The organism is Bartonella sp. AA1HLJMS, assembly GCF_042197445.1.
Classification (GTDB): domain Bacteria; phylum Pseudomonadota; class Alphaproteobacteria; order Rhizobiales; family Rhizobiaceae; genus Bartonella.
Map to the genome: position 1 here is coordinate 23,132 of NZ_JBHIRW010000008.1, position 21,184 is coordinate 44,315.

A 21,184-nucleotide genomic window follows, 5' to 3' on the forward strand; every position below is an offset into this window, starting at 1 on the left:
ATATTTCCTTTCAATATTTTTAGAAAACCTCTTTGGTGCATTCCCCACTTTTAGTTTTGATAACTTTGATATAAAGGAAGATATCCAACCGAATGACCTCCAAAGATTCTGCGCTATTCAATATTGATATGTAATGAACATTTATGTCTTTTATACAGTTTTTTTATGAAATTTTATCAATAAGTTATGATAAATTATAGGATCCACTTTTAGAATTATTTTTTGTAATATTTTAAAACAACTCTTGGTGCAATCACGATAAAATGATTTGCACCAAGAAACTCACTGAAAAAAAGATTACATGAAAAACAAAAACTATCTGTTTTTATGTTTATGCTCCCCTTACATGGCAAAAGCCATTCCTTTTTCTCCATGTCTTTGTTGTTGTGGTCTGTGCTCTGGACTATTTTGTTCTTGTCCTCTTGCGTGACGATGATGATGGTGGTAATGTCTGTCTTCTGTATCTCTTTCTGGACTTTCTTGTCTTTGACCTCTTTCTCTTTCATGCTCCCGTGTAAACTTTTTATGGAGCTTTTGTGTATTATGTATATGTCTCTCAAGAGCTGAGCAAAGAGGACGAAAACCATCTTCAGCTTCTCTGCGGCTTAGAGATTTTACACCAAGTATTTTGTGACCTGCAAGCTTACCAGCGCTTTCAGGATTTTCTGCAAGGCTCCATAAGACTTTTTCTGCATTTTGAGGGTCGTCAAGAATCTTAGCCAGTTGTTGATTCAAAGCATGTTCGTTACCATAAACAACTCTGCACCATTCTTGCGTTTCTCTTACACCATATTGAAAGTCTACGCTTGTTAAAAGCTTTGTTGTAACCACATCTTTTGGGGTTCTGGGAGGGGAGATTCTGCCTCCGCCAACGCCTTGATAGATGGGATTTTCTAGTTGTTCAGATTCTTGCCCGCCTTCAGCTCCCATGCCAACCGTTGCATAGACGGATTCGAGTGGTCTTTGGGGAGAGTGCCTACCATTTTCACCAACTTCAAGCTCTGCATAGAGATGTTCTGGTTCTTGGGGATGTCGTCCACCCTGTGCACCTTCACCAACTGTGTCGTAGGGTGTTTGCCAATTTTGTGCTGCCAAATCCGTTATTGAATAGGGGTTTACGAGTTTGTCGGTGCGTCGCCCATCACCTGGTCTTTCACCAAGTCTATCATAGGGATTTCCTAGTGGCTTTTGGGGAGCATAGGCCGTTTCTGATGGTTGTTGAAGTGTATATTGAGGTGAGGTGCGCTGTTCTTTGGGTGGCTTATTAACCCTTGCGTAGAGGTCTTCTACATTAGAAGCTCCTAGGTTTTGTTGGTCAAGTGGCTTTTTGGGAGCATAAACCGTTTCTGGTGGTTGTTGAAGTGTATATTGAGGCGAGGTGCGCTGTTCTTTAGGTGGTTTATTAACCTTTGCGTAGAGGTCTTCTACATTAGAAGCTTCTAGGTTTTGTTGGTCAATTTGTTGTCTTAGTTCCTCTACATTGGTAGAAGGGCTTGGGTGACTTTTTTTCATGGCTGTTTCCTTTCAATATTTTTAGAAAACCTCTTTGGCGCATTTCCCACTTTTTGATATTTTTTAAGACAAAAGAAGAATATCAAACTGAATGGTCTCCAAAGACTTCGCGCTATTCATATTGATATGTAATGGATATTTATGTCTTTTATACAGTTTTTTTATGAAATATTATCAATAAGTTATAGTAAATTATAGGATTCATTTTTAGGACTATCTTTTGTAACATTTTAAAACAATTGGTGGGCGCAATGGAGATAAAATGATTGGTATAAAGAGTTTTGTTGGAAGGCAAAAGTTCACGCGTTTTTAGCCGGTAAGAGCCAGCGATGAGGAACGACTAACTTTCAAGCTGCGAGCTTGGCATTGTGCTTCTTGGGTGTTCTTTACAGTATTCGCAATTTCTTTTGCTTTGCTTTCCGATGTCCCAAGGAGGCAAGCTAGTCTGGTATAATCTTTTTCTTGTATGGCTTTACGATCTTCTGAGGATAGACGATTGTGTAGTTGTCGTGAAAAGGTATGGAGTTCTTGTCGCAGTGAACGAGAATGGAATAAAGCTTCCCTTTGTTGTTCTTCTGGTAAGGCAAAAAGGTTTTGTAAATTTTTTCCAGGTTTTTCGACAGTGTGGTTCAGGCGATTTTGTTCTCTTTGGTGTTGCTCTAGAATTGCATCTTTTGTTTGTTGTGTTATTGCGCCATAATTTTTAAGGGCTTGGCTGAGTTGTGGAACAGCCTGTTCGGCTTGTCTGCGATTTGAACTTTTCATGCCAAGTATTTTACTCCCAGCAAATTTAGAAATTGATTGAGGGTTTTGTAAAGTTTCATCGGCAAACTGATTTCCTAAGTTTGGAGCTGCCGTTATGATATCTAATGTTGTCTTTAAGGCGTGGGTTTTACCATAAACAGTCTTTGATAAATTTTCGATTTCTTTTCGGCTCCCTTCAACATAAGCGTCATTTGAAATCCTTTCAAATAACTCTTCATGGGTAAGAGGGGCTAATGTTTCTTTTGGGATCAGTGTTTCTTTTAAGCTTTGAACGTTGGTTTTTTGAAAGCAGAGGCGGGCACCGTTTTGTAATGTTTTGACGAGTTCTGGGGTGAGATCATCTTTGTGTCCGACGACGAAAGCCCCTTCTATTTCCATGACAAAACCTTCTGCTGAAAAACCTCTAAAGACGCCTTCATAGGTTACATCTTCCTTTGCTGCAACAACAACACGATCGTTAATTTCATCCAGTCCAGCGTTTCTCATTTGGGAGATGAATTCTTTTAAAACAAGGGATTTTTGCGGATGGGTGATATCTTCAAAAAGATCTTTCATCGGTTGGGGATTGCCATATTGCATGGCTTCAATACAAGCTACTGCCATGCGTTCTTTTGTGATGAAAGAAAAGTCAATGGTATGCCCTGCTGCTTGTCCAAGTTTTTCCATAAACATTCGATTGACGCGCCCATTCCCTTTTCTAAAAGGATGTGCGTGCTCTAGCGCCATAAAAACTTCAGCGGCACTTTCAGCAAATTCTTGGCGCGATAAACCTTTTAAATTGTTCTTCTGGTTCAGTATTTTTTCGAGTTGTGTGAGTTCTTTTTTAATCTGTGGACCGATAGCAAAAGGAATTTCATAACCTTTGGGACGCATCGCCGGCATATGGGCAGAGGTGCCGTCTTCAAATGTAAAGGATGTATCACGGGTGTGGCCTGCCCATTCAAAAGTTTTGTAGAAGAGGCTCCAGTGGATTAGTTTTAGATAGGAAGCATCAAATTTTCGTGGGGGTGGTTCATGGCGAAAATTGACGGCTGCTTTAGTGACGTCATGGGTACTGCGTTGATACAGTTTTTTAGGGTTTTTGATGCCATATTTATTTTTGAGTGTTTTGGTTCCTTTATATAGATAATTTTGCTCTAACATGTAATCTCTCCTAAGTAGGTAGGGTGGTGGTTGATGAGCGTCTTAAACGCTGCATGTGAAAAATTCCCCTTCGCGTATTCTTTTGAGATTTTGGGTGTTATGAGAGGGAGTGTTTTTCCCTTCAGTGTATGGATGTTGTATAAATCGTTTCGTGATGCTTTTGAAAAGCTTTTCTGATGTTTCCTTTGTTTATTATCTTGTACTGTAAAATGCTGGTATTTAGGGCGCTGATATGAAGCCCATGAGTGGTCAGAAAATGGATTTTCTATAAAATTGACTCTGGGTAAAATCTTCGTTTTTTGAGGTGTAAGGAAGAGGTCAAAAAGAAAAATGTTGCTTAAAATTGTTGTTTTTTCCTTTAACAAAGTTGTTTGCAAGAGCGCTTTGATGAGGGGCGTGGATATAGCGGGTGTAATCGCTCTTGGTTAGTGGATGGTGCTGGTACTTTTCATACACAGCTCTCAGATTGGTGAATCTATGGGCAAAAGCAGTCATCAAAAATTTTTCTCCATTATATTTTTTTTTATTGCTCCATATGAATATCTTGCCATACGAACATTTTTTTGTGTATTTTTGCAACAAAATGTTTTTTACTTTGTGTTGTTGCTCTTATTGTGTGCGCTGCTTTAAGATCCATAAGAGAGGAAACCCTTTCTTTGGTTGGGGAGAAAAGCCTTTTTCAGCGCTTTATCATTAAAATAGAACACTTTATGATATCGTAAAGGGGGAAAAGCTTGTATAAGAATGATTTATTCATTTTGATGTATATCTTAAATATTTTTTGGGAAAAATCGATGTTCTTGAGTGTAGGTGTTTTGAGAGTTGTTGTCTCAAAGATCAACCGTTTTTTTCTTAAGTCTTGATATTGGTGATTAGCGTTGTGAAATGTTTTTGCTTGTTTGTAGGGGATAAATTATAAACAAAAAGCTTTGGAGGAATGTATTTGCAGGACGTTCTCAAGTGGAAATGTTGGTTTGATTATAGGTGATTTGAGGGGGGGTGGACTTTCTTGTAAAGACGATGGGTACTGGTAAAACGATACACAAAATACAAAAAGGAAAAAACACGGATTTTTTATCATGTTTTCCTTATGTATGAAGAAGCGGTCAAAAACTTTTTGTTAACGGGTTTTTAAAAAATAGAAATGTATGTTGTTTTTGTGGTTGGTCTTTTCATAGTCAAGATCTCATAATAGGAAGTTAGTTTTTCTTTTGTGGAGCAAAGCGGTTTTTTGCAGCTGCGGCTAACATTTCTTTCCTTCTGAAATAGATGGCGCAACCACATCGCGAAGGGGAGCCTTGCATCAGAATAATTTGTTCATCTTGACGCATTTCTCGGATAACTTCGTGGGGTAAAATGAGTGCTCTTTTTAAAATATTCATATAACCACGAAAATCGACTCCATCTAAGACAAATAAAATAGGCTTTTGTAGCTTTCGTCGGTAGTAATCATGACGTTTAAAAGGAATTAACAATTATCCTGTCCAATTGCTTTGGATATGGTGTATATGCTATGTGCAAAATTGGTGGTAGGGCGCTTAAGTAGTCTGTTTTTTGCATGTATGATAAGAATATTAAAATATCTCTTCCACATAGGTGTTTAAATCAAAAAAACAAAGTTTCATATTTTTTAGTTGGCCATAGCAAGTGTATTTGAACGATTTTGTGTGCGTGTGTAGAATTGGCTATGAGCGTTCCTTGCTTTTTGAACAATGTCGGTAATTTCTCGTGCTTTCTGTTCTGATATACCAATACTTTGTGCAAGTGTTTCATAATCTTTGTTTGTGATCGCACTACATTCGTTTGATGAGAGACGATGTTCTAAACTGTTTATAAAAGTACGGAGCTCTTGGTATAATTGAGGAGATTGAGACAAGATTTCTCTTTGTTTTTCCGGTGATAAAGCAAAAATATTTTGCAAGTTTTGACTGGGATTCTCTACCGCTTTTCCAAGGCGTTCTTGTTTAATTTTATGGTCTCGAGTGACTATATTATAGGTAGCTTCTACAGTATACACATAATTCTCAATTGCAAGAGAGAACACATCAAGATAATTTCGAGCGTGTACACGTGCCGGATTTTGTAGACCGCATATACTAAAACCTGCAAGAGGAGAAACAGAGTGCGGTGCCTGTTTAATCTGATTAGCAAACTGTCTGCCTAATTCTGGATTTTTAATAATCTCTTCTATCTGTTCGTTTAATACGTTTGCGTCACCATAAACAGTTTTTGCGTAAGCTCGGACTTGCTTTTGAGCTTTGAGAACGTAACTATCTAGCGCAACTGTTTTGGCACATTCACTTTTTGTGAGAGGCGCTAATGTTTCTTTTGGAATAAGCGTGTTTTCAAGCTCTTTGCTGTTGGGGGCGGTAAAGGTAATGATATCACCAGGTTTTAATGTTTTTAATCGTTCTGGTGTGAGATCATCTTTGCTACCAATGATGTAAGTTCCTTGCATATCGAGTATAAAACTTTCTGAATAACAACCTTTATAAGTTCCTATATAGGTTTCTCCTGCCTTTGTTGCCATAACAAGGCGATCATCCACGTTGCGTCCCGTATTGTTTACGTGGTCCATAAATTCTTTTAAAAGACGTATTTTAGGGGGATTGGAGATATCCTCAAAAAGATCTTTCAACAGTTGTGTATTGCTATATTGCATTGCTTCGCTACAGGCAGCCATCATACGTTTTTGTGTGACAAGCGAAAAGTCAAGCTGATGTCCTGCAGCTTTGGCAAGATTTTCAAAAAAGACTTGTTCTGTGTGCTCATTGCCATCTATGAATGGGTGGATTTTGTGAAGAGAATAAAATAGACTCGTTGCTTCCTTGACAAATTCTTCGCGTGTTAAGCCTTGCAAATTGTCTTTTTCGGCAAGCGTTTGATCTAATTTTTGTAAGAGTTCAGGGATTTCTTCACCGGTTGCAAAATTATTGCCCCATTCCATTCTTTTCATTTCTGGCATGGCGGCAATGCTATCGTCTGTAAATGCGAAGGGGATATGGCGCAGATGTCCAGCCCATACAAAGGTATTTTTAAACAATTGTTGGTGGATATGGCATAGATAAGTTGAATTAAAATATTCTGGCAGGGGTTCTGCACGCAGATTGATCATGGCTTTTTGCCTATCATGTGAGCATTTTTCCAGAAAACGTTTTAAATCTGTTTCTCCATATCTATTTTTGAGAATTTGGGTACCAAGATAGATATAATTATGGGGTGAGGGAATTCCTTTTGTTTTTTCTTTTGCTTTGGGCATTGTTACATTCCTTATAATGTTACATTGTCTATGAGAGTGTGTTAAACTTTTTGTTTGAAAATCCCCCACGCATATTGTTTTGAGATGTTGAGACTTGGGTGAGGAAAAAATCCCTCAAATTCGTAGGTGTTTTTGAGTGTATCAATCTTTATCTTGGCATTTTTTTCTTTTACTGAGAGAGAATGGTTCATTTGGGTTGTTTTCATGCATATTGTCTTTTAATTTTTTTGTAGAAAAATTTCCCTATAAAAGCGGTGCCTTCAAAAGTTTCCTGATAGGATTCTCAAGGCATAGATATGATTGGTATTTATTATTTGGAGATGAGGAGAGTGCTTTATAAAGAAAATTGGCATTGGTAAGCACAGGCATAATACCATCATTTAAAGACTTTTCCCCATATTTTTCTTGTTGTATCAAGCGGGAATTCCTTCTTTATAGGCTTTTATGAGATAGAATCTCTGCTTTTATCCTTTGATGTTTTTGTTTTGATGCATTGCCTCCATTAGAGGGTGTTTTTTAGTTTTTCTTTTGTGGAGCAAAGCGGTTTTTTGCAGCTGCGGCTAACATTTCTTTTCTTCTAAAATAGATCGCTCGACCACAACGTAAAGGGGGTTGTCCTTGCATCAGAATAATTTGTTCATCTTGACGCATTTCTTGAATAACTTCGTGGGGTAAAATCAGGGCTCTTTGTTGGTAATTGACGTTGTATGAACTCTTTCCTAAAGATAAACCTCTTGATTTGTTTGTTCCGGTTACTTCAACGGTCATTTGGCCACAGCGTTCTGAAATGTCTTTGGCAGTTTGGAGATCTTTAATGGCAGCATAGCTGACAAAGGAACAACTTTCAAACCATGAACGTGCTCCTGCTTCTCCAAAGTGGTTGACCAACTGGCCAGAGGATTGATAGAAGAGCATCAAGGATGTACCGTATTTACGTCCACGGTCGCGGGCTTCTTCTAAAATATTCATATAGCCTAAAAGATCAACTTCATCTAAGACAAATAAAACACGCTTTTTATAGTTACCGTCTGCTGTAACCATGGCATTGAGAAAGGCGCCAATAATCACACGTCCAATAGCTGGATAACTGTTTAAAATGCTTGCGGGGAGATTGAGAAAAACATCTGTATTGCCATTGGTAATATCTGAGGAAAAAAAATCATCTCCGCAGACAAGATCTGCATAATTGGATAAAGAAAGCCATTGGGTGTCTTTTGAGGCGGTGGTATAAACCCCTGAAAAGGTTTGCTCTGCCATTTCTGTAAAAATACCAACCATTTCACGAATAAAAGGAGAAGGTGTTGTTTCTTGAATCATGCGTAATTGATTAACAACAGCTGTTTCTGATTGAGAGAGAATACCACGCAATGTTTTTAAATTGCGCTCGCTGTCTTCATATTCATCAGAAAATACAACATGAGCAAGAAGAGCTGTTAATAGATTATGGGCTTGTGTTGAGAAATATTCCGCTGAAGAATTATCTGATTTTTTATCTGTAAGAAGCAACTTTGAAAAGCTTACAATATTTGCTTCGCGTTGTGTGCGTGGTACGCTGTCGTCTAAAAGCCAATCGATGACATTAAAGTTTTTTGTTAACAATGAGTTGGGATCGAGAACAATGACATTTCTATTTCCCATTTTTTGACGCGCAAATTTGACCATTGGGGCAACTTCTGTTGAAGGATCAAGACAAATAATAGACCCTGGATAGGTTAAACACGTAGGAACTACTGTACTTGTTGTTTTATAGCCACCAGAACCAGCAAAAAAGATCATATGAGTTGAACCAAAATCAAGATTAAAGGTTAGCAAAGGGGCTGTTCCACCCTTTCCCCATGTTGTTTTATTGCCAGGTGCAAAGGGAATGTTGCACACATTATCTTGATCGACACGGTATCTTTCACCCACAACAATTTGCCCATTGGCAGGAAAGATTTTTGCTGCCTCTCTTAAATTCATCCAAGCGGCCTCACCAAAAATACCTTTTTTTGCACGCTTGACCTTACTTTTAGGGGGAAGGGTTGTTACGAATTGAATGATGGAAAAAAAAACACCAATGATGATGCCAAAAACAACCATGGGGTCCATGAATTGAAGAGCATAGCCCCATGTTATTCCTTGTTGGCCAACATAGGGACTTAAACGTTTTATTTCACCACCAATATAGTAAAGAGCGGTTGTTCCAAAAAAGACAACGGAGACAAAAGTGATCATTTTACGCAGGTGCAGTTTTTGCGAGAGACTATACAACAATGAAACAGCAGCCGTTAGTGCTAAGACTAATAAAGGCTCAGAACGAAGTGTCCAATAAATTTGATCGCTTTTTAGTCCATTTGTTATAAACAATAAAAAATGAGGGACAAGGAATATCGTTAAAGCACCTAAAGCGATCGGTGTTAAAATGAGTACCATTTGTGTTTTGGTATATTTCATTGTATTTTACTTTCAATTCTGTCAGAATATGTTGCGAAGTGCTCTTTTCCCGTTGTGTGATATGAACTCTCATCTCTTTTTGCAAAGGTGCAGATAACGCCAAACAGTTTTCGCTTATGAGCCTTTCTCATTAAGGAGGAAGGTTTTGTCTATTCTTAGCAGGCCATAGCGAATGCTTTGGAACGGTGCATTGTGCATACTTGTGCTTGCTGGTGTACTTCTTTGGTTTGCTTAATAATTTGTGTAATTTGTTTGGCTTTATTTTCTGATACACCAATGCTTTGAGCCAATGTTTCATAATCATTATTTTGAACTGCTTTATGTTCATTTGGTGAGAGACGGGTGTTGATCTTTTTTACAAAGTTGCTGAGCTCTTTTTGACATAAAGGATTTTTTGTTAAAGCTTCTTGTTGTAATTCTTTTGGCAAGGCGAAGAGGTCTTGCAAGCTTTGACTTGGCATTTCTACCGTTTTTGCACGACGACTTTGTTCTGTTGCATGTTCTTGCGTAATTTCCTTTTCAGCATGTTTTACAGCATACGCGAAATTTGCAACGGCAGTACAGAGCATCTCAAGATGATTTTTAGCGTTTGCACGTGTCTGGTTTTGTAGTCCACATAAACTGAAACCGGCAAGATGAGAAATAGAGTGCGGTGCTCTTTCAATCTGGTTAGCGAGCTGTTGGCCTAAGCTTGGATTTTTGATGATTTCTACCATCTGTTTGTTTAATGTTTTTTCGTTACCATAAACAATTTTTGACAATTGCTGAACCTGTTTTAGGCTTGCGTGGACACAAGAATCTTCTGCAACCATTTGGGCCGTTTTATTTTCTGTCAAAGGGGCTAATCTTTCTTCTGGAATGAGAATGCTTTCAAGCTTTTTTGTTTTGGGAACGGTAAAGGTAAATCTATCACCAGGTTTTAATGTTTTGAGTTGTTCTGGCGTGAGCTGTTCTTTATTGCCGATGATGTAAGCGCCTTTCACATTGAAAGCAAAGCTATCATAACCAGCACCCCTATAGGTACCTGTGTAGGTTTCACCTTCTTTTGCAACCATAACAGGACGATCATTAACATTGCGCCCAAGTTCTTTCATGTTGCTCATGAATTCCTTTAAAAGAAGTATTTTATTGGGATTAGAGATATCTTCAAACAGATGTTGCATTGGTTCTAGATCACCATTTTCTGCTACAGCAACACTGGCGAGCATCATGCGTTCTTTTGTAACAAGTGAAAAATCAAGCTGATGCCCTGCGGCTTTGGCAAGATTTTCAAAAAAGACCCGTTGTGTACGTCCATTGCCTTCTCTAAAAGGATGAAGTTGGTTAAGGGCGTTAAATAAGCTTATTGCTTCAGCGTTAAATTTCTCACGCGTTAAGCCTTGCAAATTATCTTTTTCGGCAAGCGTTTGATCTAATTTTTGTAAACCGTCTTGGATTTCATCGCCGAGTGCAAAAGGATTTTCCCATCCTGTTCTTTTCATTTCGGGCATAGCGGCTATGGTGCCATCTTCAAATGTAAAGGGGAGATGGCGCAGATATCCAGCCCATTCAAAGGTATTTTTAAATAAGTGGTGATGTATAGAGCATAGATAGGAGCTATCAAACTTTTCTGGTACGGGGGATTCACGCAGATTAACCATCGCTTCTGCTGTATCATGTGAGCATTTCTCCAGAAAGGATTTTAAGTCTTTTATTCCATATTTATTTTTGAGTGTTGTGGTGTTTGGGTAGACATAATGATGGGGAGAAACTGTCTGTATATTTTTTGTCTTTGCTTTTGCTTTTGGCATCGCAGCTTCCTTATAATTTTACGTTGTCCATAAGAGTGTTAAATTTCTCGAGTGAAATATTCCCCTTTGCGTATTCTTCTAAAATTTTGAGTGTTGTAGGATGAAGCGCTATTCCCTCTATCGTATGGGTGCTGATGGCTGCTTCAACGGCTTCACGGCGTTTTTTTAATTCTTCCTCTGTCATCGATAAAAGATTTTCTCTATTTCTGTTTCGTTGGTTTTCATGCATTTTTTCTCTTATTTGCAATTGTTGCTTTAAAAGAGCCTTTGGCAGCCGGTGTGATCTTCTTTTAGTCACCTCCAAAGATGTTTCGTTGTTTGAAGGGATCGTAATAAATTTCTGTGACCTTAAATTTTCCTTCAATCCGTTTGCATTGGATGATGATATCAATCATTGAAATCAACAGGCCTCGAATATCATCACGCTCTAAATCACCACCGCCTTCACTTTCTTTGACCAAAAGGGTCATCTGCTCAAAGGCTGCAAGTGCTGTTGATGCGTGAACCGTCGTAATGGAACCTGGATGGCCTGAATTGACATTGCGGATATAATAAAAGGCTGTACCATCTCGAAGTTCTTGCAAAAGAATACGATCAGGACGCATCCGTAAAGATGATTCAAGTAACTCTTTGGGCCCAACGGAGGCTAAGCCTTGTCCATCTTTTGAATAGAACATTGAGACATGGTTAGGGTGTGGTATCACCAATTCTTGCGTGTCTTCAATGGTGATAATACGCTCTTCTTGAGGGATTTTGGCGATTAATGCTTTTGATAATGTTGTTTTACCCGAACCGGTTTTTCCCGCAATTAAAATATTTTTCTGGCATTCTACAGCTTGATTTAAAAAAGAGACAAAGTCTTTATTACAGTAGGCATTGGCTAATTTATGCTCGATGATTTTGAGTTCATTAAAACGAGAATGATAGTCATTCAAAGGTGTGAAAGAGACCTGTTCACAGAGCGAGAAGAGGCCTTTCTTGGCGAGTTCTTCGAGAGAAAAACTCTGCGATGATGGTTTACGAATTGTCATACTAATCGTGTCTTTTTCGACAGCCGGCGGAATGACAATTTGAATGCGCTCATTGCCTGGTAGCGTTGCAGATAATATTGGGTTTTTGTCCGATATGTTTTGCTTGGAATAGGAGGCGACAACTTTCGCAATCCCCATAAGCTCATTAAAAGAGAGCCCCGGTGCTTCTATTGTTTTCCATCCATCAAATCCTTCAGTCATGACTTGATAGGGACGATTGATAACAATTTCAAAGAGTCTATCATCTTTCAAAAAAGCACTGATGGGTTCAAGTTTTGTGAGAACAATCGCAACGGTTTCATCGCTCATGGTATGTAAGTTTGAGTTCATTCTAAAGTTACCGCCGAATTTTTGTAAAAGTTTCTTGAAACAGCTCGATTGATAATCTGTTTTTTGTTTTCGATGACTTTCAATTTATAAACGCTGGAAAAATCTAAATCGCGGGCAACAAAGATATTCACCATTTCCCCTTGGTTTTTGGATAATGTTGGAGGAATATTGGCGTAATTTTCTACGAGAATGTTTGCGATGTTTTGTCCTGAAGAGATTGTTTCAGTTTCTTCTTTTTCCTGTTTTTTTGATAAACGTTTATTGGCATAGTGTGTTGCATCTTTTATTAGTGAGACAAGAAGCGCAGACCCAATCCTCTCGAGCCAATGGTTATCAATATCTCCATCCATACCAGAACGCCCTAAAGCATCCGTTGCCGGTGAAGCTAAAGATATAATGATACCATTGGGGGTTTTTGCTCTATTCCATAGTACAAAGAGACGTGTTTGGCCTTTTTTCAATCCGGCGCGATATTCACCAACAATTTGGGTGCCTTTATCAAGAAGCACAACACGACCATTGTCTGATAAGATATCTCTGGAGATGATACAACTGGCAAAACCTTGTTGATCACTGTTGATGGCTGTTTCTAAAATACAAGGAATAGAAGTTCCCATCGCGATGATGTAGTTTCGATTGCCAAGGGTTGAAGCACGAATACCTTCAAGCACTGTGGGTTTGAGAAGATGATTAAAACGTTGTGTCGTTTCATCAGGTTTGCTTTCAAGTTGGTGAGGCAAAGCACCATTATTTGTTTGTGAATCTATTTTGCCTTGTTGTGTACTTGCATAAGCTAATACAGGAGCACGTTGTGCTGCCTCCAGCAGTGAGTCATCAGAATTTAATTGATTGATGTTTGGTGTTGGTAGCTCGACTTTTGGTAATAGAGCGTTATTTCGTTGAGGCTGTTCAAAGGGGGGAGGGGTAGGCTTTGCAGGATGAAAAAGCTCTGTTTGTTTTATAACTTTTCCTTCTTTTGAAGATTCAATTGGTTGCTTTTTGTCTGTAACAAGTGTTGAATAGGCTAAATAAAGACAGACACTGAAAAGAATAATAAGAGCAATAGCTTTCCCCACATTGTTTTGTTGACTTTTCCCTTGAGCATTTTTTATTGTATCGCGATCATTAATGCTTTTTTCATCCACGGTGTTATTCATGGCTGCTTCCTAGGTTCACTTTACGTTGTACAGATGGTGATGTCGTACCTGTTTCAGGATTAATTCCTTTTGGTACGAACCTTTTGTTAAAGATGCACAATACTTCATTCCCACGTCGTAGCGTGAATTGTGCAGCTGTTGCATGAACAATAACCTTGTTGCCTTTAATCGATTTGGGAATAAGCGCTTCTTGCCCATCAGGCGATACAATGTAAATGGCAGGGATTTCAATGTTGCCTAAAAAGGTAAAGGTTGTTGTTTTCCCATTATCATAGACAGAAGCAGGTTCAATAAGAGATGAGCCTTGAGCTTCATAAGCCCAATTGCGTGGTCCAAAATCTTCATGGATATTTAAAATATCATTGACAAAGTTTTCTTCACGTTGTTTTTCTTTTTCTGCTTCGGCTAATTTCTTACGTAAGGCTTCATCTTCTGGATAACGAAACTTTACCAAGAAATACGTCTCATTGCCGGCTGAAACATCGCCTTCACGGACTTGTAGCTCGAATTGATAAGAGCGTTGTGTTCCATCTTGGCGGCTTGTGACAATTTGTAAATTTGTCACAGGCTGAACTTCACGTGGTTTGAGAAAAACAAAGTGTCCAGCCGGTGCAACTTGCCAAGCAACCGAATTTCCAATTCCTACATAGGTTACTTCTTCATCAACGGCAAATTCTAGTTGAACCGAAGAGCGAATGGAGCCAATGATTTGTACGACGTTGTAGGGGTCATAATTGACAAATCTGATGCGGTTATCTTTACGTGCACTGACAGGCGCTGTTTCCGCAAGTGAGAGAACTGTGTGAAAGCTGACAGTGATCGTAAAAATTAAAGAGATTGTTTGTAAAAGTCTGATCATTTTATCACCTCTGGATCAGATCTATATTCCGATACTTGAAAACCAAGAGGGTTGATAAGACGATCAGACGTTGAAATGTGTGCGTTCACGTAGGAAAAATTTAAGATTGAAATCCAATGGGAAATATTTTCTTTTTCATTCAAGTCTCTGATCGTTTTATAGTAACGAACTTGGATAAGATCTTTACTTATAAAAGAGATTGATTTGATTGTGATCGTAGCAATCATGTTATGATAAATGTTTTGCGGACTTTCTGGATTATTGCCTGCGTACCATTTTGCAAAACGGTTTTGTTCTTTTGGAGAAGATAAAAGAGAGACTAAGCGAAAATTGTTTTCTGCTTCTGATGCTTGAAAACCTTCACGAGCGCGAACGTATTGGCTGGCAAAATAACGCGTTATCGCTTCATCATAGTCGTTAGGGGATTCTTTTAGGGCGCTTATAGTATCAATAATGCCTGTTGAGTTATCAACGCGGATAACAAAAGGCTCTACTGTTTTCAAAGGTGTCAAAGCTGCGACAGCTAAAGCCAGCGCAATTGTCATCAATCCAAAAAGCACTGTTAAAGCCATGGAGATTTTCATCCGCACGCGCATGCTATGCATGCGATCAATGTCAAATGAGCGCGCTTCTTTTATATATTCTTCAAGGGCATCACTTTTCACGCATAACCTCCACAGTTTTATCAGATCGTGCTTCATGAATAACCGGCTTTAATAAAGCTGAATTGGCTGTTACTTTTTCACTTTCCAAAGTATTGAGAATGATGGGAGTGGTAACAGGCTTTACGCTCTTTTCTGGGTAGACAATGTTTTTATTGTCCCAATTCCACTTATCTTTATTTAAAGCGCGTGTATGTTTGCCATTACAGCGTGGTGGTTTTTTAGGGCCACTCAAAGAGGCACAACCAGTAAGAGCGATTGTTAGGACCATAACAAAAGTTATTTTTCGTTTCATTTTTTGAACTCACAAATATCTTGGAATACAATGCATGAGAGCCTTTGTTCTGAACATTTTTACAAGTTTATGTGATGCAAGATTTTGATTGGTTTTGTTGTTAGACCCAAGATGTTAGATTTTATCTGGAACAGGATCATGGCGTGTGCGCCAAAGGGCGCACACAAGGCAAAAACAAAAATGCTTATTCTTTTAAAAAGGTGCTTTATCTTAAAATCGACCACGACCGCCTCCGGATTTACCTGCTTTTGCTGCCGCCCCTGCCGCACTTCTAACAGCGTTACCGGCAGCTCCTGAGATTTGTGAAGTGGCACTTTTTACTGCATTGCCACTCGCTCTTGCACCATTGGAAAGCATTGTAAAAATCTGTCCTCCTGAAGAGACACCAGCGTTAAAGTATGGTCCGCCAGAGGCCAGCGCTGTTGCAATACCAGGAAGCGCACGGAAGATAATAACTCCTATGATCGAAATGACGATGACAGGGGGAAAAAGAACATAAATTGATTCATATGAAACTTTGAGAACCTGTAGGATAACTTGACATATAATAGTTCCAAGCATGATTACGAGAACTTGTAAAATGGTAAAATTGATCAAAGTTGTAATCCATGCATCGGAGTATTTTCGCGTTGCATTGAACAAATACAAACTAATGAATAGAGGCCCAAGACCTATAATCATGACGAGTGCAACTTGTGCAAACATTTGCACAATAAAACCACCTATACAAAAAAGAATAACCGCGAGAAGCATGATAGAACCAAGAAGACCCACAATGATCTTTTCAAAAAACCAAGCATTATATAAGACTTCTTGATAACGCGAACTTGCTTTTAACAAAATATAATCAAAAACATTGGAGCTTGCAGGATTACTGTTAAGCGCATTCCCAATAGCATTGGATAAATCATTGAAGAAAATATCCTTGACATAAGTATTAAATGTATCCGCATTCGTTGCCATTGTTGTAACAACAACGATTTTAACAACATTATTGAGAAGACTATGCATGGAAAGCGCAACGCGACCTGTCATAACATTATAGCCATAAAGAAAGATAAAAATGATTGCGGCGAGATTTAAGGGCGCTGAAATAGCAGAAGACAGCCCACTCACCGTCGTGTCCATCACATTATCAAGGGGTTTTAAAATATACCCAGAAACGCTTTCAAAGGGAGAAAAACTAAAGTCTGACATTTGTACTCGTACTTTCAAGTTTTTCTTTTAATTTCTTTTCTTTTTCTTTTAATTGTGCCTCAAGATATTTATGCTTTTGTTGTTCCTTTTCTTCACGTAGCTCATCTTTTGTTTTCGTATCTCTTGCTTGAATCATATCAAGAGACTGAAGTTTTAAAGAACTTACTTGAAGACCTGCTTGAAGAAGAGAAAGCTTTACTTGAAGATCTTGCCGAAGAGCTTGCAATTCTTCAGGTTTTATGTCTTTTTGTGATTTAAGTTGTTCAAGCTGATGATTTATTTCTTTGATTTTATTTGCAGTTTCAGTTGCGCTTTTATAAATGTTTTCAGCTGTTTCTGATTTTGCAGCATCTAATTTTTGTGTGTTCTCGAGTGCTTGTTTATAATATTCATCTACATCGGGTGTTGTTTGCGCTATTGCATGAGAAATAAAAGAAAAAGATAACAGTGTAACTAAGCCATATTTTTTCATTGATTTTTTCTCCTTTGATAAAATATGGGCAGCCATTTGTCAGGGGCAGCTCCATATTCGTTGATAATTTCATTCATGAGTTCAATGTTTTTTGTTGTGCCGCTTAAAACGGCGATCTCATCATTCATTCCACGTAAGTTAAGTTCTGCAACGACGGAACTTTGTCCTTGTTTGATGAGAAAACGACGGGATTCTCTGCTTAACTCTGACTGTATCAGTTCAAATTCACGCTCAGTAAGTTTGAAAGCTTCGACATAATCATTGTAATTTGCTTTTTGATTTGGAAAAAATATTTGGGTGGGGCATTGCTCAATAATTGTGTGTGCGATTGTTGAGTTCAAAGCATCTTTAGGGCTTTGTGTTGCAAAGAGCATCATGCCATTTTGTTTACGGATTGTTTTTAGCCGATCTTGCGCAAAAGCTTTGAATGAATCATCTTCTAAAGCTTTCCAGAATTCATCAACGACGATAATGATACGTCGCCCATCAATCAAATCAAGAATGCGGTGAAAAAGATACATCATTAAGGGGCGCCGAATTTCTTCATTATCTAAGAAATCGGTCATGTCATATCCAATGAACTGCGCATTTAAATTGAGATCATCTTGGTCATTATCAAAAACCCATCCTAAATCATTGCCTCTAATCCAGCGTTGCAGCCGTATGGCAATTCCTTCTTTGGATGTGTTGTCAAAAAACAGTTGAAGGGCACCAAGAGAGCGCTGGGTTGGGGGTAAGTTTTCTAAGGAATCAATGGCTTTGGCGATATCTTGTCGCTCTTCTTCTGTTACGATTTGCCCTTCAGCAGTCACCAGCTTTAAGATCCAATTACGAAGAAAGATTTTATTTTTTTCGGTGTATTCCATGCCCTTTAAGGGAGCAATACCCGTGGGCTGCCCATTTTTTAAAGGTTTGTATTTCCCTCCTCCAGCCCGTACAAAAATCTCTGCTCCTTGATCTTTATCAAAAAAAACCATTGTTGGATTGTGTTTTTGTAATTGTGCAAGAAGAAAATTAACAATCACTGTTTTACCAGATCCTGATGGACCACAAACAAATGTGTTTCCAAGATCGCCATAATGAAAATTAAAATAGTAAGGTGAACCAGCCTGTGTTTTTAGCAATGCGACAGCAGCTCCCCAAACATTATCGTTCAGTTTTCCAACAGGGAAAGAATGGAAGGGCGATAAAGCGGCAAAATTTCTGCTGGTAATGGCGCCTGAACGTGCACGATAGCTAAAGTTTCCAGGAAGCTGTGCCCACCATGCTGCTTCCAATCCTAAATCTTCTCTGGCAATCACGGCTCCTCCATTGGTTAAATGGGAACGTGCTTTTGATAAGTTTTCAGACAATATTTTAGGATGATCAGCAAAAACAGCTAAAGAAATGTGGTGTTCTCCCAAAACAAAACGGTTTGATTCTAAATCATCTAGCGCTTCATCCAGTGCATCGATTTGTGAGCTAGCACGGTCAGCTGCATTGATCATTTGATTTTGTTTGCGGCTCATAATCGCACTGGCGGCTGCCTTACTTTTAAAGACAAAGGATTGTGTTAAGATGAATTCAAATGGCACCGTAAGCAGACCATCAGTCATACCTGGGCGTGTTTTAGAAGGATACTCTTTCCATCCAAACATGCCCACAAAGCGTTCATTGCTTTCATGGCGAATTTCGATAATTTCTTTCCCAAAAATAACACGATCCGAGTAAATTGTTGAAGCAATAGTTCCAAATGTGAGAGGAATACGCTCACGTCTTCCCCCCACTAGCTGGTGGAGAAATTCACTTTGTTCGGCAAATAAAAGTCCTTCATGTTCATAGATGGATAGCAGACGAACTTCATATTCTTCCAAACCTTGCATAAGATCTTGACTTAACTCTTCGAGTTTACGAATAGCTTCCTCATCGGGCTCAGATTGTGTTTTCTTGGCTTTGCTCAAGCGCTGAAAAAATGAAACCAGCTTTTCTGTTTTATCCGCGGCCGGATTCCAAAGCAGTGAAATAAATAGATCATTTCTATACAGTTCTTGCGAAACCATTTTCTTTTTATATTTTTCATCTAATGTTGTTGCAAAAGATGAAAGAAAATGACCTTCTGGGTATATCGTTTCACGGCGGCGGATGATGTGAGAATATAAAGCAAGCCGTTCGTCTGCGATATTTTTTAAAAGGGTGTTTAATTGGTTGTGTAAAGAATTTAATTGATCAATATCCGCAGTGTCAAAATTTATACCCTCAACAGCCATCACAACCATTAAACATCGTGAATTTAAAGCAACGACATGTTGGTTGATGTAGCGTATATAGGGAATATATTCTTCAGGCAAAGTTTCCCGTTTCATTATTGACATCTGTTTCACCAATTTCGTTCCTTCAGCTTAGTTCCTTATAGGTGCGGATAAGGCGTAAAGGGGAGGTAGAACCTCCTCCCCATCGGTTGAGGTTTTTTTGTTTTCCTCGGGTATTGAGCCATGCAAACAATACGCGAAATTGATTGTGATCGTACTTTGTCACTTCTCGCAAAATAAAGTGCATCCCAATCCCAAGACCAAACATGGTAAAATCACTGGTCAAAATGAAAAGAATGGATGTCGCCATGACATTGAGCGCCATCGCTTCCATTGTAACACCAGCAAACATGGCCGGGCGCGTACAGGCAAGGAAAAGAGTATCTTCATTCATTTATGTTGTGCCCGCTAATTTACCGACGAGAGTGGGAGCACCAAAAACAATAGCAATCCCCAGAACACAGTAAGCTGCTTTGCGTAAATCAATAAAGCCGTACATCCAACCAATCCCCACAGCAGCAACACATATAATAGCAATGAGTCTTGCCGTTGGACCCGTCATCATTGCGACAATGTTGCCTAAAACACCATCGAGCTTCCCGAAACCACCTCCACCAGCAGTAGAAGCAGCATAAGAAGGATCTGATACAAGCAATGCGGTAAAAAGCAGCATGGTCACGATAAAAATGATGTTTTGGAATCTATTATCTGTCATTTTACCTCTCTTTAACAAATAATATTTGTTCATATGTCGACATTCCATTGCCTCTAACAAACTGGAAAGTGCTGTCATTTGATGACAGTTTAATTCTTCTCGTTTGTTTGTTTTAAAAGCCTTGATCGTGGATCTGTTCACTCTCAAGCTCTTCTTCGTAAAGAGACAGAAGTCTTTTCAAATTGAGATTGTGTTACATGAAAATGGCAATTTTAAGTTGTGTATATTGGTAAAAATAACAATATTAAAATAATGAAAGAAAGAATATCATTCTTTACAAAATGTAGTTAATCTGCAACACTTATATTTGGATTTTTTCTTTAAAAACAAGGGGATTGCTGATCAATAATCTGACATGATAGGAAAAAAACGAATTTTTTGAGCGAGCGTGTTAAGAGATGCTATTTAAATTGATTGTTATTATTTACATTATGGGGGCTACGGTGTGGGGATTAAGCCAATATAAAGATAAAATGGATTTCAGCATTCTTAAAACATTTGAGACGCAAGATATCCAAGATATTGTCGATCTCTATCGAGAAGAAAAAAAGTTGGGTAGATCTATCACCAAACAGCAATTAGAAAAAAATGAACCAGCTCTCGATTTGCAGAAGAGTGTTTCATTAAATGATGTTGCAAATAATGCTGTTGTTTTTCATGGTAAGGCTTCTGTTACAAGTGGGGCTACATTTAAATTACTGACGCCTGCTGCACAATCTTGGCGCTCACATATCTCCCGTGATATTCATCTTTATGGTGTGGACACATGTGCACCCCGTCAAAAAGCAAGATTAAATGATCAAGAATGGCCCTGTGGTGCGGTTACAACGGCTTGGCTTGTCACCAAAACACTTGGGCAGGATTTATCCTGTAAACAGGCTTTGATGCACAATGGTGTTTATTATGCGCAATGTTTTGTTCAAGGGGTTGATTTAGCTGAGGAAGGTCTTAAAGAAGGTATGTTGGTACTCTCAAAAGAGGGGAAAAATCCTATTCCATCCCAGTATCATCATGCGGAAGAAAAAGCACGTGGCAACAAGATTGGTCTTTGGTCGAGTGATTTCACTGAACCTTTAAAATGGCGGCGAGATAATGGATCCTATAACCCCTTTGCTAGTCCATGATTGGTTTTAACGAACATATTTACTTAAATTTTTATAGAGAAAACTTTATCAATAAAATTGTACCAAATCGTAGAGCAAATTTGAATAAACGGTGAGATTATTTTCGTTTAGGAAGTAAATGGATGGTAATTCCCTTTTCAAGGTAGGGTTGC

At 38.6% G+C, this 21,184-nt stretch carries 17 protein-coding genes and 1 pseudogene; 1 reads left to right on the plus strand and 17 read right to left on the minus strand.

Annotation, left to right across the window (positions count from 1 at the left end; translation table 11 throughout):
- Positions 1–342: 342 nt before the first annotated feature.
- The 17 genes and pseudogenes from ACFIQE_RS03825 to ACFIQE_RS03905 form a co-directional block, all read right to left on the minus strand.
- The gene (locus tag ACFIQE_RS03825; protein WP_375707284.1) at positions 343–1,512 is read right to left on the minus strand and encodes a BID domain-containing T4SS effector; all 1,170 of its coding nucleotides are present in this window, start codon (positions 1,510–1,512) and stop codon (positions 343–345) included.
- Positions 1,513–1,821: 309 nt separating this feature from the next.
- Positions 1,822–3,420, minus strand: coding sequence for a BID domain-containing T4SS effector (locus ACFIQE_RS03830; protein WP_375707285.1), 1,599 nt, complete (start codon positions 3,418–3,420; stop codon positions 1,822–1,824).
- A 1,199-nt stretch (positions 3,421–4,619) separates the two neighbouring features.
- Positions 4,620–4,802 (minus strand): annotated as a pseudogene (locus ACFIQE_RS03835) (type IV secretory system conjugative DNA transfer family protein); the annotation flags it as partial.
- Positions 4,803–5,050: 248 nt separating this feature from the next.
- Positions 5,051–6,679, minus strand: coding sequence for a BID domain-containing T4SS effector (locus tag ACFIQE_RS03840; RefSeq protein ID WP_375707286.1), 1,629 nt, complete (start codon positions 6,677–6,679; stop codon positions 5,051–5,053).
- A gap of 516 nt (positions 6,680–7,195) precedes the next feature.
- Entirely contained in the window at positions 7,196–9,112 is a 1,917-nt protein-coding gene (traG, locus tag ACFIQE_RS03845; RefSeq protein WP_375634755.1) for a Ti-type conjugative transfer system protein TraG, read from the minus strand.
- Positions 9,113–9,267: 155 nt separating this feature from the next.
- Complete coding sequence (locus ACFIQE_RS03850; RefSeq protein ID WP_375707287.1) at positions 9,268–10,902, minus strand: BID domain-containing T4SS effector; 1,635 nt, start codon at positions 10,900–10,902, stop codon at positions 9,268–9,270.
- A gap of 10 nt (positions 10,903–10,912) precedes the next feature.
- Positions 10,913–11,131: an antitoxin VbhA family protein gene (locus ACFIQE_RS03855; RefSeq protein WP_375607250.1), complete on the minus strand. Its 219-nt coding sequence runs from the start codon at positions 11,129–11,131 to the stop codon at positions 10,913–10,915.
- 61 nt (positions 11,132–11,192) lie between these two features.
- On the minus strand, positions 11,193–12,263 hold the full coding sequence (gene virB11 / locus ACFIQE_RS03860) for a P-type DNA transfer ATPase VirB11 (protein WP_375610602.1): 1,071 nt from the start codon (positions 12,261–12,263) through the stop codon (positions 11,193–11,195).
- Positions 12,260–13,420, minus strand: a complete 1,161-nt coding sequence (virB10, locus tag ACFIQE_RS03865; protein WP_375612191.1) for a type IV secretion system protein VirB10 — start codon at positions 13,418–13,420, stop codon at positions 12,260–12,262. Before virB10 ends, virB11 begins: the two co-directional genes overlap by 4 nt.
- Complete coding sequence (gene virB9 / locus ACFIQE_RS03870) at positions 13,413–14,279, minus strand: P-type conjugative transfer protein VirB9 (RefSeq protein WP_375634366.1); 867 nt, start codon at positions 14,277–14,279, stop codon at positions 13,413–13,415. The genes virB10 and virB9 overlap by 8 nt, the downstream gene beginning before the upstream one ends.
- Entirely contained in the window at positions 14,276–14,980 is a 705-nt protein-coding gene (locus tag ACFIQE_RS03875; RefSeq protein ID WP_375621533.1) for a virB8 family protein, read from the minus strand. The genes virB9 and ACFIQE_RS03875 overlap by 4 nt, the downstream gene beginning before the upstream one ends.
- Complete coding sequence (locus tag ACFIQE_RS03880) at positions 14,934–15,236, minus strand: type IV secretion system protein VirB7 (RefSeq protein ID WP_375610598.1); 303 nt, start codon at positions 15,234–15,236, stop codon at positions 14,934–14,936. Before ACFIQE_RS03880 ends, ACFIQE_RS03875 begins: the two co-directional genes overlap by 47 nt.
- A gap of 210 nt (positions 15,237–15,446) precedes the next feature.
- A complete protein-coding gene (locus tag ACFIQE_RS03885; protein ID WP_375610597.1) occupies positions 15,447–16,433 on the minus strand; it encodes a type IV secretion system protein in 987 nt (328 codons plus the stop codon).
- Positions 16,420–16,905 carry a type IV secretion system protein VirB5 gene (locus ACFIQE_RS03890; protein ID WP_375707288.1) on the minus strand — a complete coding sequence of 162 codons (486 nt, stop codon included), beginning with the start codon at positions 16,903–16,905 and terminating at the stop codon, positions 16,420–16,422. Before ACFIQE_RS03890 ends, ACFIQE_RS03885 begins: the two co-directional genes overlap by 14 nt.
- Positions 16,902–19,256, minus strand: coding sequence for a VirB4 family type IV secretion/conjugal transfer ATPase (locus ACFIQE_RS03895; protein WP_375612194.1), 2,355 nt, complete (start codon positions 19,254–19,256; stop codon positions 16,902–16,904). The genes ACFIQE_RS03890 and ACFIQE_RS03895 overlap by 4 nt, the downstream gene beginning before the upstream one ends.
- Positions 19,257–19,278: 22 nt before the next feature.
- A complete protein-coding gene (locus tag ACFIQE_RS03900; RefSeq protein WP_212112790.1) occupies positions 19,279–19,587 on the minus strand; it encodes a type IV secretion system protein VirB3 in 309 nt (102 codons plus the stop codon).
- The gene (locus ACFIQE_RS03905; protein WP_375610628.1) at positions 19,588–19,908 is read right to left on the minus strand and encodes a TrbC/VirB2 family protein; all 321 of its coding nucleotides are present in this window, start codon (positions 19,906–19,908) and stop codon (positions 19,588–19,590) included.
- Positions 19,909–20,306: 398 nt separating this feature from the next.
- Here ACFIQE_RS03905 and ACFIQE_RS03910 point away from each other — a divergent pair, with 398 nt between their 5' ends.
- Positions 20,307–21,032: a hypothetical protein gene (locus ACFIQE_RS03910; RefSeq protein ID WP_375706814.1), complete on the plus strand. Its 726-nt coding sequence runs from the start codon at positions 20,307–20,309 to the stop codon at positions 21,030–21,032.
- Positions 21,033–21,184: the final 152 nt, after the last annotated feature.

Bases quoted from the DNA above. Each gene is read 5' to 3' on its own strand.
- ACFIQE_RS03825 (WP_375707284.1), bottom strand. From the start codon at position 1,512: ATGAAAAAAAGTCACCCAAGCCCTTCTACCAATGTAGAGGAACTAAGA.
- ACFIQE_RS03830 (WP_375707285.1), bottom strand. From the start codon at position 3,420: ATGTTAGAGCAAAATTATCTATATAAAGGAACCAAAACACTCAAAAAT.
- ACFIQE_RS03840 (WP_375707286.1), bottom strand. From the start codon at position 6,679: ATGCCCAAAGCAAAAGAAAAAACAAAAGGAATTCCCTCACCCCATAAT.
- traG (WP_375634755.1), bottom strand. From the start codon at position 9,112: ATGAAATATACCAAAACACAAATGGTACTCATTTTAACACCGATCGCT.
- ACFIQE_RS03850 (WP_375707287.1), bottom strand. From the start codon at position 10,902: ATGCCAAAAGCAAAAGCAAAGACAAAAAATATACAGACAGTTTCTCCC.
- ACFIQE_RS03855 (WP_375607250.1), bottom strand. From the start codon at position 11,131: ATGCATGAAAACCAACGAAACAGAAATAGAGAAAATCTTTTATCGATG.
- virB11 (WP_375610602.1), bottom strand. From the start codon at position 12,263: ATGAACTCAAACTTACATACCATGAGCGATGAAACCGTTGCGATTGTT.
- virB10 (WP_375612191.1), bottom strand. From the start codon at position 13,420: ATGAATAACACCGTGGATGAAAAAAGCATTAATGATCGCGATACAATA.
- virB9 (WP_375634366.1), bottom strand. From the start codon at position 14,279: ATGATCAGACTTTTACAAACAATCTCTTTAATTTTTACGATCACTGTC.
- ACFIQE_RS03875 (WP_375621533.1), bottom strand. From the start codon at position 14,980: ATGAAGCACGATCTGATAAAACTGTGGAGGTTATGCGTGAAAAGTGAT.
- ACFIQE_RS03880 (WP_375610598.1), bottom strand. From the start codon at position 15,236: ATGAAACGAAAAATAACTTTTGTTATGGTCCTAACAATCGCTCTTACT.
- ACFIQE_RS03885 (WP_375610597.1), bottom strand. From the start codon at position 16,433: ATGTCAGACTTTAGTTTTTCTCCCTTTGAAAGCGTTTCTGGGTATATT.
- ACFIQE_RS03890 (WP_375707288.1), bottom strand. From the start codon at position 16,905: ATGAAAAAATATGGCTTAGTTACACTGTTATCTTTTTCTTTTATTTCT.
- ACFIQE_RS03895 (WP_375612194.1), bottom strand. From the start codon at position 19,256: ATGTCAATAATGAAACGGGAAACTTTGCCTGAAGAATATATTCCCTAT.
- ACFIQE_RS03900 (WP_212112790.1), bottom strand. From the start codon at position 19,587: ATGAATGAAGATACTCTTTTCCTTGCCTGTACGCGCCCGGCCATGTTT.
- ACFIQE_RS03905 (WP_375610628.1), bottom strand. From the start codon at position 19,908: ATGACAGATAATAGATTCCAAAACATCATTTTTATCGTGACCATGCTG.
- ACFIQE_RS03910 (WP_375706814.1), top strand. From the start codon at position 20,307: ATGCTATTTAAATTGATTGTTATTATTTACATTATGGGGGCTACGGTG.